Origin of the sequence: Streptococcus sp. oral taxon 431 (genome assembly GCF_023115445.1) — a bacterium.
In the GTDB taxonomy this organism is placed as follows: domain Bacteria; phylum Bacillota; class Bacilli; order Lactobacillales; family Streptococcaceae; genus Streptococcus.
In genome coordinates this window covers 50,054-68,277 of sequence record NZ_JALDUI010000011.1, presented here as the reverse complement: position 1 = coordinate 68,277, position 18,224 = coordinate 50,054, and the positions used below count along the sequence as shown (strand labels likewise).

Here is an 18,224-nt window from a genome sequence, read left to right as displayed (position 1 = left end):
TATCAGATGATGAGACAAAATATTTTTGAAAACAGAAAAAGACAAACACCAAAAATGACGTTTGTCTTCGTTCTGAGCTTTATCTTTAAAAGCTTTTTTTTGTTTTATCCAATTGATAAAACTAATTTTTATAGTATTATTCATTTGTATGAGTTTAAGGAGTTTTTAGAATATGCAAGAAAAGAAAAAAGCGTCACTTGTTTTAGGGATCTTGTCTATCATTCTTGGTCTGCTGTCGCCGGTGGTAAGTTTGATTTTGGGTATTATTGGTCTAGTCTTAGCTAACTCACATCAAAAAGAATCTGGGCTTGACTATAAGATAGAAAAAAATCTGTCCATCCTAGGGATTGTAATTTCTGCACTTCACTTTATTTTAGGTGTCATGGTATTTATACGCTAAATTAGATTTTAAAAAGCTTTATTTGTTTAAAGCTTTTTTTGTTTTATCCACTGTTTTCTAAGTAATTTTTAATAACCTGTAATTCTTCTTTGTTTAGAAGTCGGAAGTCACCTTCTGCTAGTTCAGGGTCCAATATAAAATCTCCAAATTGAACTCGTTTGAGAGCAGTGACCTTGACACCGGCTGAGAGGAACATTTTTTTGACCTGATGAAATTTCCCCTCAGAGATGGTAATGGTGGCTTGGCTGAGACTAGGACTTGAGGATAAAATCTCAAGTTGAGCAGGTTTACAGATAGTTCCATCAAGAAAGACAATCCCATCTTTAAACTCTTGAATATGGTCGGGAGTTAGTGGCCCATTGACCTCTACTTGGTAAGTTTTATCCACATGATACTGAGGATGGAGGAGTTGAAAACCTAGGGGACCATTATCCGTTAAGAGGAGGAGACCCGTCGTATCCCGATCCAGACGGCCGATGGCGTAGAGTTGGTCAGACTGGAGATGCTGAGGAAGAAGGTCCATGACAGTTGGGAGTTTTTTATCCTTGCTTGCAGTTACGACTCCATTTGGCTTGTGTAGCATGAGGTAGGTGTGATCATATCCTTGGATTTTTCTATCTTTGAAAATCAGCTCTTGCAACCCTGTATCAACATTCTGTGCAAGGGAACGAGCAAGGTGTCCATCTACAAAGATTTCTTTTTTCAGAAGAGCTTGTTTCATGGCCTTACGGCTGATTTTTTCCTGGGCTAATAATTTATCTAAACGCATACCAGCCTATCTTATCACAAGTCGGGATTTTTGAAAAGAGAAAGAAATTTTTTTGCAATGTCAAGCCAAGCGTGACAAATTAGTCCATATGGTTATCGAGAATCTTTTAAGTTATTTGGACTAGCTCGATAGTTTTTGGCAGATTTATAGCTAGGAATCTTTTGGATTTCTTTTTTTGAGTGGGTCAATGTAACGAATTCTTTCAAAAAGCTTCAATCCTTTCTGATGCATAAATTTGAAATCAGAGTTTGTATGAATAATTTTGATCAGAATAAAAAAATAAACATATCCATCGTTTATTATAGAGTTTTGTAATTCTAGTATATTAGATGAACCTATCTTTTCTGTTAGGCTTCATTTTACAATAGGGGAATACAAAAATTCCTAAATATTGTAACAAAAAGGCGTTTTATACAAAAAATGGATTTACAAAGCATACAGATTTCTGATACAATGATAGTATGGGAGCGAGCACATGAAAATTTTGAAGTTTAGTTTATCACTAATTATAATAATTGTGGTGTTATTTTTAGGTTTAAAAGTCTTAGATGGCTTTGAACAGATGGCTGTGGAACAACATTCTCAAAACGCAGTTGAGAAGAAGTTTCATCAGAATCCAGATGTCTTTGCTTGGCTAACAGTTGAAGGGACTCGAATAGATTACCCGGTTGCTCAGCATCCAAGGGATGATGCTTATTACCTTTCTCATGATATAGATGGTGAAGAGACCTATTATGGCGCTATATTTACAGAGCTGGTTAACAAAAAAACATTTGAAGATCCTGTCACGATTATCTACGGACATGCTATGTTAGATGATTCGATGTTTGGGTCTTTAGATTATTTTGCGAAGCCAGCTTTTTTTAAGGAGCATGAACGTATTACGATTGACACCTTGACTCAACATTTTGAATATGAGGTGATGGCAGCTCACTCTTATACAGATGATCATCTTTTTCATACATTCAAATTAGGAAGTCGAGAAGGCCTCAGATATTATTTAGAAACATTACAGATAAGAACATCAGACTATGGGGGATTCTATCGTCAGATTGCTACTGATCCTCAAAAAGATCGATTTTTAATCTTATCAACCTGTGATGCTACTGGAAATGATCAACGATTTGTGGTTACTGCTCGTTTAAAAAGTGTTAAAGAAAGGACAAGTGAATAATGAAAATATTAAGACTCTCAAGGTTTTGGAGACTAGCTACTGGCTTACTGTTTTTAGGAGTGGGGCAACGCCTTCTATTTACAGGTGCGATTTCCCCTGTGATAGTCGAGGAAGGTTTATCACTCATTCTAACCTTATTCAGCCTACTATTTTTAATAATAGGAACAGTTCTTATTTTTCCAATAACAATCTGGTTTTATAGGCAGTACCGATCAGATAAACGTTTAAATCACACTATTCTGATTTACTTGTTTAGTGCAATTTTATGTGGCATCCTCATCGGAGGTTTGGGTCAAGTTTTATACGATCATACAAGTTTGGAATATGGCCATGTCAAGATTGCTATCTGGGCATTTACTACAATTGTACAAACTTTTCTTAAAGTAATCTTATCCTATAGTCTGGTTAGTATTTACAAAGCTTTACCAATTAAAAGTAGGGTAGATCAATTGCGACTACCTGTTCTGGTATCCATGCTTATTGTCGCCTTTTGTTTAGCTATTGCTGTTTGGTTCCCAATACTAGGTTCTTTCGTTTTATCCATCGGCGATGCTCTTATTTTAATTTTTACACTTTATTATTTTATTTATCTTACAAAGGAGAATGATGATGAAAAGACTGCGTAAGTCCATACAGTGGTTATTATTGCTGAGTTTGTTTGTTTCTAACATGCCGTTGATCTATGCGGAAGAAATAAACCAAGCAATTAAACAAGGCCAGGCTGAGGAAGCTTATAAAAAAGCTGTTACAGAGGCGAGTAGCCAGACTGTTAGTTCTGAAAATGCAAATACGGAAGGTTCGACAAGTGTTGACTCCTCATCAAAACCAGCAAAAGATGGTGGAGATGCCCTTCAACAGCCCAAAGTGGTCAATGGAGAGAGTAAGGCAGAGGCAGAACTGAAAAAACAATACGGGGCACCAGTAGCGGTTAGTGGGCAAGAACAACTGTTTCGGGTTGATGATACTCACTTTGTGACGCATATCGGTAGTGATATCAAAACATATATTGATAAAGAAGGGGTAGAAGTTCCTGTAGATTTATCTCTTTATTATTATCATGCTAATGGGAAGCATTATTATATACCAAAAGAATCTCCAGTAGGTGTGGTTCTCCCGAGTGAAGTTAAGAAAGAGACTCCCATTGATATTACACATAAGGATGATAAAATTTCTTTGTATCCGCTTGATAAAACATATGAACAAGCAACTGTAGAAAAGAATGCGATCTTATACAACAATGTCGATGGCAAAACAGATGTGCAATATACGGTACAGCCTAATGGAGTCAAAGAAGAAATCATCTTAGCCGAGTGGGGTGGGAAGAACTCCTTTACTTATGGTTTGGATGCATCTAAGTATGATGTTTCTTTGAAAGACAATCAAATCCTTGTTCGCGAAAAGGGGAAAACAAAAATCCTCTTTGTACTAACTGCCCCAATGATGGTGGATAGTGTAGGCGCTACAAGTAATGCCTTAACCCTTGGATTGAAAAAAGGGGATGGACGTCATGAAGTGACAGTCACAGCTAGTAAAGAGTGGTTGTCTGATTCTGAACGTAAGTATCCTGTTCGGATAGACCCGACTGTAACAGTTCCACGAGAAAAAATTCTTGACATTGTTACCTCATCTGTACATGGGCAATATCAAGGTTACTCTTATGGGTATGTTGGATATCTAACAGCCGAAATGATCGGAATGGCGGGTGTTCCAGGTGTTCGTGACATCGGGCGTGCAAGGATGTACTTTAAGATTAATTACGATTTTCAAAAGAGTATTCCTAAGGAAGCGCGTATTGATAGTGCGAGTTTAAATATCTATGAATACACTGCTCCAGATTCTCAATCAACCCAGTTTGCAGCTTATCGCTTGAAACAAGACTTTGATATTAATAACCTCACATGGGATACTTCTGTGGGCCTTGATATGGAAATCGCAGGAAAGAATGCGACCAGTGGTAAAAAGATTGGGATGCATAACTTTGATATCCGCGAGACTGTAAATGCATGGGTTCAAGGTTTGGAACCAAACTATGGTTTAGTTGTAGCTGCAACCGACGAAGGCTCAGACGGTGGTGCTTTCTATACAACTGAAGCGACGGCAGAAAATGCAGGACAGATTGGGTTTACTCCAGACAAGGCTCCGAGTTTGACGATTAATTGGTCCGTTCCAGATCCAGTTGATGTTAATTATCCAATAGGGAACACAACCATCAATCTTCGGACAATGGTGAAGACAGATAAGAAAGGAAAGTTGCAATTCCAGGGTGTCTTTGCGGATGGTCTGACAACGCCGGGAGCTCAGGTTGATTATAACCTAAGTGACACTGCGAAAGACTACAAGGGTCAAAGTTCTGCAAGTTTTTCTTACAAATACCCAGATAGTAGTTCCTTTGATGCAGCCTTTGAAAAAGGAACGACCAAATATAAAGACAAGCTTTCAAACTGGCAGACTCAGGTGCCTTTTACAGAACCTGAACTAAACAAGGTTTATACGATTGACGCAGAGAGTAAAAAGGATGGTCAAACTAGTGGTAAAAAATCAAGTGATACATTCTTGATTTACAAAGTTACCCAGTTTGATACCCTTCCAAAGATTGCGGCATACTATGGAGTACCACTCAATCAACTTGCTTACGATAATCGTATCCAAGATATGATGCTTGTGCAAAATAACACCCTTTTTATTCGTAATCCAAGAAAGAATGCCGACAAACCTTATAATCCACCAGCTTTGACATCCAACACCAAGGCGGAAATAGACAGGCTTTTAATGGGGCGTGGCCTTCACTGTGAATTTGGATTTGAGCCAATCAATCTAAACACGGGGAATTTCTACCTAGATCGAACAGATGTTTCTATCACTGATGTTGACGGTAAATTTGAAATTACTCGCGCCTATAATTCTAAAGCAGCAGGCATCAATAGTCTCTTTGGACGTGGTTGGTCATTTGCCTTTAATGAACAGTTATCAAGCGATGAAGATCAAAATATCTACTATACTCGTACAGACGGTTCCATCCTGAAGTTTGCGAAGGATGGAGATGGATATCGTGCTCCAAGTGGCTATGACCTCACTCTCGAAGTAAAAACAGTTGAAACGAAGAAGGGTGACTTTGGCGGAGACGAAAAAGAAGACTATGATGTAAAGGAATACCGAATTGTTGATCACAATCATCAAGAGAAAACCTTTAACTATCACGGACTCTTAACGAGCCAGACGGATGAAAAAGGTAATAAAACAAGCTTTGATTATAATGAAAATTACCAGCTGACCAAGATCACATCTCCTACAGGCTTGGTTTATAGTATCACCTATAATACAGATGGCTATATTGGTGCGATTCAAATCCCTAATGGCTCAACTTTGACCTATGAATATGACACGAATGGTCATTTGACCACCTATACGGATGCGACGGGAGTTCCTACTCGTTATGAATATGACGATAAGGGACGTATGACAGCCTGGTATGATGGAAATGGGACCAAGGTTATCCAAAACGAGTACGATGAGGAAAATCGTGTCATTAAGCAAACAGATGGTGCAGGTGCTGTTTCAACTCTTTCTTATAGTGAAGGTCAGACAATCACTACCGATGGAAATGGCAATCAAACCGTATATACTTACGATGAGCAATATCGCACAACTGGCATTCGCTATGCAGATGGAACTAGTGTCTCAAAAACGTATGATGAAAACAACCGTCTGTCAAGCGTGACGAATGAAGCGGGGCAAACAACTCGCTACACCTATGACAGCAATGGAAACACCTTAACAGAAACGCGTTTCGACGGTGCGGTAAAAACTTCTAGCTATGATGAGAAGAACCATCTTCTGTCTCTCACTGACTTTAGTGGTGCATCAACAGTTCATAGCTATGATGCCAATGGCAATCTAATCCAGACAACATTGCCAGATGGGTCTAAGATTACCTATACTGTCGATCAGCAAGGGCGCATCTTGTCTACAACAGATGCGGCGGGGCATACAACTTCCTTTGCCTATGAAGGTGCGAATCTGGTAAGCCTCACTAATCCTTTGGGAGGCGTATCAACCTTTACCTATAATGCACACAATCAAGTCACTAGCATTACGAATCCTCTCGGTGGGACCAAGACTTTCACCTATGATGCAGAAGGTCGCAAGCTGAGCGAAAAAGATGCCGATGGTGTTGGGTCGAGCCATACTTTTGATAAGGCAGGTCAAGTGACAGCTGTGACAGAAGGCAATGGTAATACGACTACCTTCACCTATGATGGTTTTGGCCGTAAAATCGGTGCTTCGAATGGAGAAGGTGGAACCTATAGTTACACTTATGATGGTGTTGGAAACCAGCTTTCCGTGACTGATGCAGAAGGACACGCTACTAGCTATACATATGATAGTAAGGGTCGTTTCCTAACAGAAACCAATGCTTCAGGGCAAACAACTACCGTTACTCGTGATGCGTTGGGTCGAATTGTCACTCGAACCAATGAAGTAGGTAATAGTAGCAGCTTGACTTATGATGATAGAAACAATGCCGTTAAAACTATCACAGATGCTTTAGGTCAAGTTACTCAAAATACTTATGACGCGGCAGGAAATGTAACCTCAGTTTCTTATCCAATCGGTACAAAGGCAGAGACTACTTATGATATCATGGGTCGTGTGCTATCTTACACCGATGAAGCAGGTCAGACAGTGACATACACCTATGACAGTGTTGGAAATAAACTTAGCGAAACCAAACAGAAAAAGACTACCAGCTATACCTATGATGCATCGGGAAATGTGACAGGTGTGACTTACCCAGATGGTAGCAGTGTTTCATATGTGTTGGATGCGATGGGGAATATCCTGTCCATGACAGACGCCCTTGGAAAAGAAACGACTTATGAATATAGTAAGGCAGGGCGCCTGATCGCAACAACCAATGCCTTGGGTCACCGCACCAGCATGACCTATGATGCCAATGGCAATCAAAATAGTCTTACAGATGCGGCAGGCTATACTGCTAGCACGACTTATACAGGCCAAAATCAAGTTTCCAGTATTACAGATGGTTTAGGCAATGTCACTAAGATGGCCTACAACCAGATGGAACAGTTGACAGAATTGACAGATGCCTTGGGTGGTAAGACTCAGTATACCTATAATGAACTGGGCTATCCGATTCAGGTCACCGATGCCAATGGCAATGTCACTAATATGACCTATACCTCAACGGCTCAACTGGAAGAAGTGACTCTTCCAGACGGAACTACCGTAAGACAAGAATACGATGCCCTTGATCGTCTCATCAAGCAGACGCATTCTAGTGGTTTGGTAACAGAGTACAGCTACGATGCCGCCAACCGAGTAGTGAACAAAAAAGATAATCAGGATCTCAATGAGACCTACACCTACGATAAGGCAGGAAATCGTCTCACTTTAACCAACAGCTTGGGTGAGGTTACCCAATATAGCTATAATGGTGACAACCAACTGACTAAGGTGGTCTACGCAGATAAGACCAGCGAAACCTTTACCTATGATGTCATGGGCAATGTCGCAAGTTCAACAGACCAAGAAGGTAAGACCAAGACTTATCACTATGATCAAAACGGCAATCTGCTTAAGATCGTCGATCATCTGAAACGTGAAACCAAGTATAGCTACGATGCTCTCAACCGAGTGGTGACAGAGTCGGATGCTGATGGCAATACCTCTTCTTACGAATATGATGTCCTTGGCAACCTCTCTAAAATGACCGATGCCAATGGCCATTCAAGTAGCTATGGTTATGATGCCAATAAAAAATTGGTACTCTATACAGATCCAAATGGTCAAGCGACAGCCTTTAAGTACGACCCATTAGGACGAATCATCGAAACAGTAGCTCCAACAGGAAGCAAGCAAAGCTTCAGCTATGATGCTTTGGGAAATCGTTTGAGCGAAACGAGTGGCGAAGGACATACAACGACCTACAGTTATGACAGTATGAACCGTGTCAGCAGTAAGAAACGTCCAACAGGTGGAGAGGATCAGTATGCCTATGACACTACAGGTAGCTTGGCAAAAGAAACAGATGCCAACGGTCATAGCACCAACTATGTCAATGACCTTTATGGTCGTGTGACCAAACGCACCTTACCAAATGAGGCAGCATACACCTACGCCTATGATGCCTTGGGACGTCTCACCAAGCAAACAGGTCCACAGGGACTATCGAAAACCTATAGCTATGATGTGTCTGGGAACTTGGTGCAAGAGACAGACCAATCCGATCGAAGCAATCACTATAGCTATGACAAGGTTGGTCGTCTCTTAACGGCTAAGAACGCCCTTGACCTTGAAACCAAGTATAGCTACGATGAAGCGGGGAACCTAGCCAAACTGATCAAGCCGTCAGGTGCTACAACCACTTTTGACTATACGACCCTTGATCAACTAAAAACGATCAAAACGCCAACTGGTCGAACAGTAGAATCAAGCTATGACCCAGTCGGTCAGGTAACCAAACGAACCATCAATGGCAAGCGCGAAACGACCTATACCTATGATCCGAACGGTAATCTCCTTGAGGAGACGAATCCTCTCGGTCAAGTAACCAAGCGGACCTATGATAGCCTCAATCGCCTCACCTCAGAAAGCGATACGGCAGGCCAGTGGACTAAGTATGGCTATGACCACGATAACCATCTCACGAAAATCACAGATGAAGCTGGCGGCGTCGCAAGTATGACCTATGATGCCAATGGCAACCTCACCAGTGTCACATCCGGAAGCAAGCGTGTCAAGACCTACACCTATGACCTAAAGGATCAGTTGCTTACAGCGACACAAGGAAGTGGAGAGAAGGCTTCTACCTCTAGCTATACCTACGACAGTGTGGGCAATGTCACTTCGGTTACGAATGGAAATGGCAAGGTCACAAGATACAGTTATGACCAGCTTTCCAATCTAGTGGAGCGCATGAACAGTCTAGGAGATAAGGAGACCTATACCTACAATGTCAATAACCAGCTCGAAAAAGTAACCAAGTCCGATGGGAAAACCATTAGCTACGACTACAACAAGCTAGATCAACTACTCAAGGTGGAGTATTCTGAAAAGCAAGATGGTCAAGTCCTCTATACCTATGATGCGGATGGTCGTCGGGTGTCTATGAGTGACCTGACAGGAACTAGTCAGTACGCGACCAACGAAGAAGGCGAGATCACGGGTGTTCGTCAGGGAGATGGTAGCCTGATTCAGTACGAGTATGATGCCTATGGCAATATCTCGAAGATGATTTACCCAGATGGTAGCACAGTCTCTTATACTTACGATGAACTGGATCGTCTCACTTCCGTGACAGATGTCAAGGGACAACAGACCACTTATAGCTACAACCCAGCAGGGGATCTGACGGAAGTTAATCGAGGAGATGGAACCAAGAGCTTCTTGACCTATGACAAGGCTCACCGCCTCACCGAACTCCGTCACATGGACAAGCAGGACAAACTCATCTCCAGCTACGGCTATGAGTATGATGATGGTGGCTATATCGCCAAGGAAACCATCAAGCAGGATGGCGAAACCCTAGTCCATACCTATACTTACGATACTCTGGGTCAAGTGGAAAATATGACCGTATCGGATGCATCTGGTAAGGAACTCTCCAAGCTCTCTTACACCTATGACCTAGCCGGTAATAAACTGACCAGCACCGAGACAGTCGATGGTAAGGAGAGCCAGACACGCTTTACCTATGATGACCATAACCGCTTGACCAAACTAGAAGGTCCAGATGGCACTATCACCTATACCTACGACAAGAATGGCAATCGCATCGCTTCTGAGAAGAACTCAGAGAAGCTAGACTATATCTACGATACAGAGAACCGCTTGCTTGCGATCAAGGACAAGAAGGGTCTTCTCATGGCTGCACTTTACGACGGAGATGATAATCGTGTCTTCACTGCTAGTCGCAAGGAAGGCAAGAACACATATCAACTCTTCCAACGCAAGCCAAAGGAAAGCAAGTCAGGTCGTAAGTCGCCATATACAGCCCCAAGTGGGGAAGAAAACTCCCTCTTCTGGTATGGCTTTAGTCAGAATGTCCTCCAAGCTCTATCCACCCTACCACAGACAGTAGGAAGCATCTGGCACAGTATCTTTGACGATGTGTCGAGAGCCTATCACCAGAAAGTGGCTAAGGATCGAGCAAGTAAGGAAGGGATCGTGGTCAACCCACCAGAACTCGGTAACTTACCGGGTCAGGGAGAAGTGACCTATGCCAGTCAGGTTCAGGATGTCCTGATCCCTTACACCACACGAGAGGATACCTACAACTACTACGAGGAACGCAACTATGTCAACGATGTCAATCGTGAACATACAGAAGTCCTCGAAACCTATGATCATGATGGCAAGGCTCGTGTGACCTATAGCTATGGTCAGGGTCGAGCTAGCTACCTCAACAACCAAACAGGTGACAGCTACAACTATTTGACCAACCAATCAGGCTCTGTGACAGGTTTGACCAAGGATGGACAAGCCGTCGCATCCAGTCGCTATAACCTCTATGGAGCAAGAAAGACAAGCACAGATACAACAGGGAATCCATTCGCCTATAACGGCGAAGCCCGTGACGATACTGGACTTGACTATTTACGCGCAAGGTATTATGATAGTCAGGGAGGTACTTTCTTAACCGAGGATAGTTATCCAGGTGAGGAAACAGACCCTCTCAGCCAGAACCGTTACAGCTATGTGCAGAACAACCCCGTCAACTATACCGACCCGAGTGGGCACTTCTGGAACAGTATCAAAAAAGGCTGGAACTATGTTAAAAAGACAGCCTCTAATGCATGGAATGGTGTGAAAAAGGTTGCATCTAATACTTGGAATACTGTGAAAAGAGTGGCCTCAAACACCTGGAATGGTGTGAAGAGTGTCGCATCCAAGGCTTGGAATGCGACCAAGAGTGCCTTTAATTATGCGACTAACTGGGTTAGCACCCAATACAATCGTGCGGTTAATTGGGGTAGTCGACAGTGGAATAAGGTTCAAACGGCCTACAATAGTGCCAGTGACTATGTACAACATCAATATCAACTAGTGGCAGCACAGATAGAAGCTAAGCGCCAACAAGTGATCCAGTCTGCCTATGCGATAGCTACAGGCATTAAGTCTTCGCCAACAATCCGAGAAGGTCTAAATCTATATCGGAATTGGAATACGGCATTAGAAAACACCTTGAAACATGTCTGTGATCCAAAAACAATCGGTGCGTCCGATAAGGGAGAAAATAAGGCCAACTCGGTTGATGATTATAGTGTTTCAGCATACGAGTTTAAGCAAAATCTTAAAAAACAATATGGTTTTGATGAAGAAACTTCAGAATTATTGTGGAAATTATATAAAAATATTGAGAAAAAAGAAGGTAGAAATGCCGATTATGTCTATAATCGTTTAGTAGGTGGAATCATTTATAACGATGAGAATGCACAATGGAACGATTCTGTATTAGAATACTTGAAGGATATTGTTAAATGGAATGGAACTGCTGGACCAGGTTCAACAGGTGGAGCTAAACCCCATCACACCATAGAAGAACAAATGAACCGTTTCGGATTGTCTGGAGAGGAATATAAGATAATACAAGCTAGGATAAATGAACAGTATGAGAGAGCCAATACTGGGGGTGAGACTGTTACAGATTTCGCCCATCAAAGTATTACTACTGCAACTAATTTATACGATAACAAAAATCGTCTTGCGAATTTTGAAGGGCTTAGAAAAGGATATTGGGGTAATAGTCACCAACATACTAATGACCTATCTGGTTGGTTAGGAGATGTGACAATCGGTAATACTCCAAGTATGAATATACCTGATTATAAGGCAGACCTTGATGCAGTTAATATTATATCTATCATGAAAAATCAGAGAATATCCTATGTTGCAGCCACTAATCAATACTATGATCAACTTTCTACTAATAGCTATTCAAGGGAATCTGAATTTTTAAAGAATATAGGTGGAATGGAGTATGTTAAAAAGCAAATTTATAAAGAGACAGGAATCAATCATCAGGATGATACCCAAGCAATGGAGATGTTAAAAGAGAAGAACAATGTTGCTTATCAGTTTATCCAAGATTTAAGTAAGGAAAAAGGTAGATGAAAAAATTTTTAAAAATCGTACTCATAATTTTATTAGTTTTTCTAACTTTGTTTGGTCTATATCGTGTCTATCAAAAGAATTATTATAAGGGAGTGTATGAATCTTTAAGTAATGTTTTTTTGGAAATGAACTATGCAGAAACCCATAGTGGTGTTTTACCTGGACTTGCTGATTTTAGTAAAGCCGTTGACGGGAGTCAATCGTTTAGAGATCCAGACTGGATAATTCCTATAGGACTTGATGCAGGATTGTCTGAAAATGAAAGTTTAGAAGTGATTGTAGGTTTTGAAGAAACTTTTATTATTGAATACCAGCAACTATTATCTGATGGGAGATATCTATTTATTAGATACAATTATAAGAATAAAAATCTTAACCAAACTATCGAAATTTCGGATTCTAAAAGTTCACTGGCATACTACTTAGCTGGGTATAATATAAGAAATAAGGATAGCGGGGAGATAAATTTGGAGTCGTATTTTAAGAGAGCGGGCACTGTGGAAAAACCAAATTTTTACTTAACTAATCCCAACGAAGCACTAGAGTATTTAAAGCCTTATGGGATTGATGAAGCTTGGATTAAAGAAAAATCCCGCTTCATGCTCTATGATGTCGTTCTAGAACGCTGGTTTAAAAATGGCAGTCAACGTTATTCAGTTGACAATCTTGGGGATGTAGAGATTGTGCCACTAAGTTTTTCTGAATAGATTAACCGATTTTTAGGCTCTCAGTATTTAGTTGCTCTATATTAAACGGCTATCTTCTGTTGTAATACAAACATGCAAAAACTCTCGGGGAAGGATTTCTTCGAGAGTTTTATGTCACACCTATAACCTAAAGGATCAGTTGCTTACAGCAACACAAGGAAGTGGAGAGAAGGCTTCTACCTCTAGCTATACCTACGACAGTGTGGGCAATGCCACTTCGGTTACGAATGGAAATGGTAAGGTCACAAGCTACAGCTATGACCAGCTTTCCAATCTAGTGGAGCGCATGACCAGTCTTGGAGATAAGGAGACCTATACCTACAATGTCAATAACCAGCTCGAAAAAGTAACCAAGTCCGATGGGAAAACCATCAGCTGTACTATTTTCCGTAACTTTAGTACATTAGTTGAATATGCCTTTTCTACTGAATTTCAATTTATAGCAGAATAACGATCTTTTGAAAACATTTACACTTACTTGAGTTAAGTCATTTGCTCAAAATTGTGGTATAATTGTTCAGTTAGAAAATAAATTTTTGAATACAATAGAGGAAATCATGACAAAATTAAGAGAAGATATCCGTAATATCGCGATTATCGCCCACGTCGACCACGGTAAAACTACCCTTGTTGACGAATTGTTGAAACAATCTGAAACTCTTGACGCGCGTACAGAGTTGGCAGAACGCGCAATGGACTCAAACGATATTGAAAAAGAGCGTGGAATTACCATCCTTGCGAAAAATACAGCAGTTGCCTACAACGGAACTCGTATCAACATCATGGACACACCAGGGCACGCGGACTTCGGTGGAGAAGTTGAACGTATCATGAAAATGGTTGACGGTGTTGTTTTGGTCGTAGATGCCTACGAAGGAACCATGCCACAGACTCGTTTCGTATTGAAAAAAGCCTTGGAACAAGACCTTGTACCTATCGTTGTGGTTAACAAAATCGATAAGCCATCAGCTCGTCCAGCAGAAGTAGTGGATGAAGTCTTGGAACTTTTCATCGAGCTTGGTGCGGATGATGACCAGCTTGACTTCCCAGTTGTTTATGCGTCAGCGATCAACGGAACCTCTTCATTGTCAGATGATCCAGCAGACCAAGAAAAGACTATGGCGCCGATCTTTGACACTATTATCGACCACATTCCAGCTCCAATCGATAACTCAGATGAGCCCCTTCAATTCCAAGTGTCACTTCTTGACTACAACGACTTCGTAGGTCGTATCGGTATCGGACGTGTCTTCCGTGGTAGTGTAAAGGTTGGGGACCAAGTTACCCTTTCTAAATTGGATGGTACAACTAAGAACTTCCGTGTCACAAAACTCTTTGGTTTCTTTGGTTTGGAACGTCGTGAAATTCAAGAAGCCAAAGCTGGTGACTTGATTGCCGTATCTGGTATGGAAGATATCTTTGTCGGCGAAACCATCACTCCAACAGATGCAGTTGAAGCTCTTCCAGTTCTTCACATCGATGAGCCAACACTTCAAATGACCTTCTTGGTCAACAACTCACCATTTGCTGGTCGTGAAGGTAAATGGGTCACTTCTCGTAAGGTTGAAGAGCGCCTTCAAGCAGAATTGCAAACAGATGTTTCTCTTCGTGTTGAACCAACTGACTCACCAGATAAATGGACTGTATCAGGACGTGGGGAATTGCACTTATCAATCCTTATCGAAACAATGCGTCGTGAGGGCTATGAGCTTCAAGTATCTCGTCCAGAAGTTATCGTAAAAGAAATTGATGGCATCAAATGTGAACCATTTGAACGCGTGCAAATCGACACACCTGAAGAATACCAAGGATCCGTTATCCAAAGCCTTTCTGAACGTAAAGGTGAAATGTTGGATATGATCTCAACTGGTAATGGTCAAACTCGTTTGGTCTTCCTCGTTCCTGCGCGTGGTTTGATTGGATACTCAACTGAGTTCTTGTCAATGACTCGTGGTTACGGTATCATGAACCATACCTTCGACCAATACTTGCCATTGATTCCAGGTGAAATCGGTGGACGTCACCGTGGTGCCCTTGTTTCTATCGATACTGGTAAGGCAACGACTTACTCTATCATGTCTATCGAAGAACGTGGAACAATCTTTGTTAACCCAGGTACTGAGGTTTACGAAGGAATGATCATCGGTGAAAACTCTCGTGAAAATGACTTGACTGTTAATATTACGAAAGCGAAACAAATGACTAACGTTCGTTCAGCAACTAAGGACCAAACAGCGGTTATCAAGACTCCTCGTATCTTGACTCTTGAAGAATCACTTGAGTTCTTGAACGATGATGAATACATGGAAGTAACGCCTGAATCTATTCGTTTGCGTAAACAAATCCTTAACAAGGCAGAGCGTGAGAAAGCAAACAAAAAGAAAAAATCAGCTGAATAAGAGCTAGAAAGAGCAGAAAATGGTCTATTTAATCATAGGGATTTTATTACTCTTACTCTATATATTTGCGACACCTCAAAGTATCAAGGGAACGGTTAATATTGTAATTCTTGTTTTTGGTCTCGTTTCCCTCGTGATTTTGCTCATGTTGTCCATCCTGCAAATCTTTCAGCTACCAACAGAATTCTTTATTACAGTAGCCATGCTGGTCCTTGCTTACTTTAGTTTGCGAGATATATCCTTAATGTCGGTGAAAAAGAGATAGGTAAACGTCTGTGGAGTTCTGCTAGAATTCAGTAAAGATATTTATTAAACATACCACAAGTGAAGTCAGAAAAACTGATTTCACTTGTGTTTTTTTTACTCTGTAACAAAGAAATAAAAGTTAATCGACTTGTATAGTATATTGAATCTAGAATAGTACACTACAACTGCTAAAAATATTTCTAGAAATTAGTTTGACTTTCCTAATCTCTCTGTTCATATCTTATTTCAATCAACTATATCATTGTTATAGTGGATTGAACTTAGAGTAGCACGCCATGGATTCTAAAACATTTATTAGAAATTGTTTTGACTTTCCTAACCTCTTTGTTCATATCTTATTTCAATTAACTATATCTTTCCCTTCTTAGATTTTCCTTCAGTGGCAGAATATTGGAAGAACATTGAAGAAATCAAGCTCGAACTTCGAATCTTTACAAAGGATAAGGATGTATCTCTTTAAAATTGGATAAAGAAGCTAGCTATGGCAATTTTATTATTCAAATCTTTTGTAGGAGTCTACTATTTTTGATATACTGTGAGAAGGAATAGATACAAAATTGGAGTTTGTCATGAAACAACATCATGTTAAAGAAAAACAACGCTTTTCTTTGAGAAAGTATGCAGTAGGAACTTGTTCCGTCTTATTAGGAACGAGTTTATTTTTTGTAAGCACAAGTGGAAATACTGTGCTTGCAGAGGAAAGGATTCCTCAGCTAGTGTCACACTATGTAGAAGATAAAGACTTGCCTGAATCTTTGAAGGCTGAACTACGTTGGTTTGAAGAGAATGCTATCCAAGTGGAGGAAGGTAAGGATTATTACTTCGTCTACCGTAAATCTACTGCGAAGTTACCGGATACTGGCTTGTTTTCAAATGCTATCCTGCCTGTGCTAGGTACAGGAATCTTGTTAGTTTCGCTCACTCTCATTAAAAAGAGAAAGGGAGCCTCTCTCTTTCTAGTGACAGTTTTGGCTGTGGGTGGGACTGCTCTATCGGTTTCTGCCTTGGAGAACTTAGTGGAGCTTCGTCCAGCTCTTGTCAAAACAGTTGTAGGAGAATTTTTGCCTAGTCCAGAAAGGATTGAGGGTTATGAATTTACAGGTTATTACTTTGTAAGAGAAAATGAGGAAATTTCTAAGACTGAAGATACAAAACCTCATTCCCTACAAGCAGATAAGGTAGACTCTACCTCAATCCCAAGTGAAGGTGCACCAAGCTTGGTCGAGGTGAAACCAGAGCTTGAAATTACGACAGAATCCGTTGCTTATGATACTCTTCATCAGGAAGATCCAGACTTGCTTAAGGGTCAAACTCGTGTTGTTCGAGCAGGCGTAGCAGGTGAGCGTACTATTTTAACCGAAGTCACCAAGGTTGATGGTAAGGAAACCCGTAAAGTAGTTTCTAATGAAGTCACCACCGCCCCTGTATCAGAAATCATCGCAGTAGGCACTAAGGTAGAGTTCACTTCAATTCCAAGCGAAGGTGCTCCAAGTCTTGTTGAAGATAAACCAGAATTGGAAGTTACGACAGAAGCAGTTGCCTATGAAACTATTCATCAGGATGATCCAAACTTGCTTAAGGGTCAAACTCGCCTTATCCAATCAGGCGTAGCAGGCGAGCGTACCATCTTAACCGAGGTCACCAAGGTTGATGGTAAGGAAACTCGTAAAGTAGTTTCCAATGAAGTCACCACCTCCCCTGTATCAGAAATTATCGCAGTAGGCACTAAGGTAGAGTCCACCTCAATCCCAAGTGAAGGTGCACCAAGCTTGGTCGAGGTGAAACCAGAGCTTGAGGTTACAACAGAATCCGTTGCCTATGATACTATTCATCAGGACGATCCAGACTTGCTTAAAGGTCAAACTCGTATTATTCAAGCAGGCCTATCAGGTGAGCGTACTATCTTAACGGAAGTGACGACTGTAGATGGCAAGGAAGTCCGCCAAGTCAAATCCAACACTGTAACCTTGGCGCCAGTTACTGAAATCATAGCAGTAGGCACTAAGGTAGAATCCACTTCAATTCCAAGTGAAGGTTCTCCAAGCTTGGTCCAAGAGAAGCCAGAGCTTGAAGTTGTGACAGAAGCCGTTGCTTATGATACTATTCATCAGGAAGATCCGGACTTGCTTAAGGGCCAAACTCGTGTTGTTCGAGCAGGAGTAGCTGGCGAGCGCACTATTTTAAAGGAAGTGACGACTGTAGATGGTAAGGAAAATCGCAAGCAGGTCTCTAATGAAGTCACCACCGCCCCTGTATCAGAAATCATAGCAGTAGGCACTAAGGTAGAGTTCACTTCAATTCCAAGCGAAGGTGCTCCAAGTCTTGTTGAAGATAAACCAGAATTGGAAGTTACGACAGAAGCAGTTGCCTATGA

The 18,224-nt window shown here is 41.1% G+C and carries 11 protein-coding genes; 10 read left to right on the top strand and 1 reads right to left on the bottom strand.

Going from position 1 to position 18,224, the window contains the following annotated elements:
- Positions 1-285: hypothetical protein (locus M1R56_RS06950; protein WP_248035291.1), on the top strand; the 285-nt coding region annotated here is incomplete at its 5' end.
- The gene (locus M1R56_RS06945) at positions 212-400 is read left to right on the top strand and encodes a DUF4190 domain-containing protein (RefSeq protein WP_248035289.1); all 189 of its coding nucleotides are present in this window, start codon (positions 212-214) and stop codon (positions 398-400) included. The genes M1R56_RS06950 and M1R56_RS06945, both read left to right, overlap by 74 nt.
- Positions 401-443: 43 nt before the next feature.
- Here M1R56_RS06945 and M1R56_RS06940 read toward each other — a convergent pair whose 3' ends face one another.
- Entirely contained in the window at positions 444-1,169 is a 726-nt protein-coding gene (locus M1R56_RS06940; RefSeq protein ID WP_248035285.1) for a pseudouridine synthase, read from the bottom strand.
- A gap of 475 nt (positions 1,170-1,644) precedes the next feature.
- Between M1R56_RS06940 and M1R56_RS06935 the strand changes: the two genes are divergently transcribed.
- From M1R56_RS06935 to M1R56_RS06900, 8 genes are all read left to right on the top strand, one after another.
- Positions 1,645-2,343 (top strand): class B sortase, encoded by a 699-nt coding sequence (locus M1R56_RS06935; protein WP_248035283.1) that lies wholly within the window; start codon positions 1,645-1,647, stop codon positions 2,341-2,343.
- On the top strand, positions 2,343-2,969 hold the full coding sequence (locus tag M1R56_RS06930; protein ID WP_248035281.1) for a hypothetical protein: 627 nt from the start codon (positions 2,343-2,345) through the stop codon (positions 2,967-2,969). The genes M1R56_RS06935 and M1R56_RS06930 overlap by 1 nt, the downstream gene beginning before the upstream one ends.
- Entirely contained in the window at positions 2,953-12,477 is a 9,525-nt protein-coding gene (locus M1R56_RS06925) for a DUF6531 domain-containing protein (protein ID WP_248035278.1), read from the top strand. The genes M1R56_RS06930 and M1R56_RS06925 overlap by 17 nt, the downstream gene beginning before the upstream one ends.
- Positions 12,474-13,184 carry a TipC family immunity protein gene (locus M1R56_RS06920; protein WP_248035276.1) on the top strand — a complete coding sequence of 237 codons (711 nt, stop codon included), beginning with the start codon at positions 12,474-12,476 and terminating at the stop codon, positions 13,182-13,184. Before M1R56_RS06925 ends, M1R56_RS06920 begins: the two co-directional genes overlap by 4 nt.
- Positions 13,185-13,323: 139 nt before the next feature.
- Positions 13,324-13,635: an RHS repeat protein gene (locus M1R56_RS06915; protein WP_248035274.1), complete on the top strand. Its 312-nt coding sequence runs from the start codon at positions 13,324-13,326 to the stop codon at positions 13,633-13,635.
- Positions 13,636-13,741: 106 nt separating this feature from the next.
- Positions 13,742-15,583 (top strand): translational GTPase TypA, encoded by a 1,842-nt coding sequence (gene typA, locus M1R56_RS06910; protein WP_248035272.1) that lies wholly within the window; start codon positions 13,742-13,744, stop codon positions 15,581-15,583.
- A gap of 19 nt (positions 15,584-15,602) precedes the next feature.
- Positions 15,603-15,848, top strand: coding sequence for a DUF3165 family protein (locus tag M1R56_RS06905; protein ID WP_049549039.1), 246 nt, complete (start codon positions 15,603-15,605; stop codon positions 15,846-15,848).
- 571 nt (positions 15,849-16,419) lie between these two features.
- Positions 16,420-18,224: G5 domain-containing protein (locus M1R56_RS06900; RefSeq protein ID WP_248035270.1), on the top strand; the 1,805-nt coding region annotated here is incomplete at its 3' end.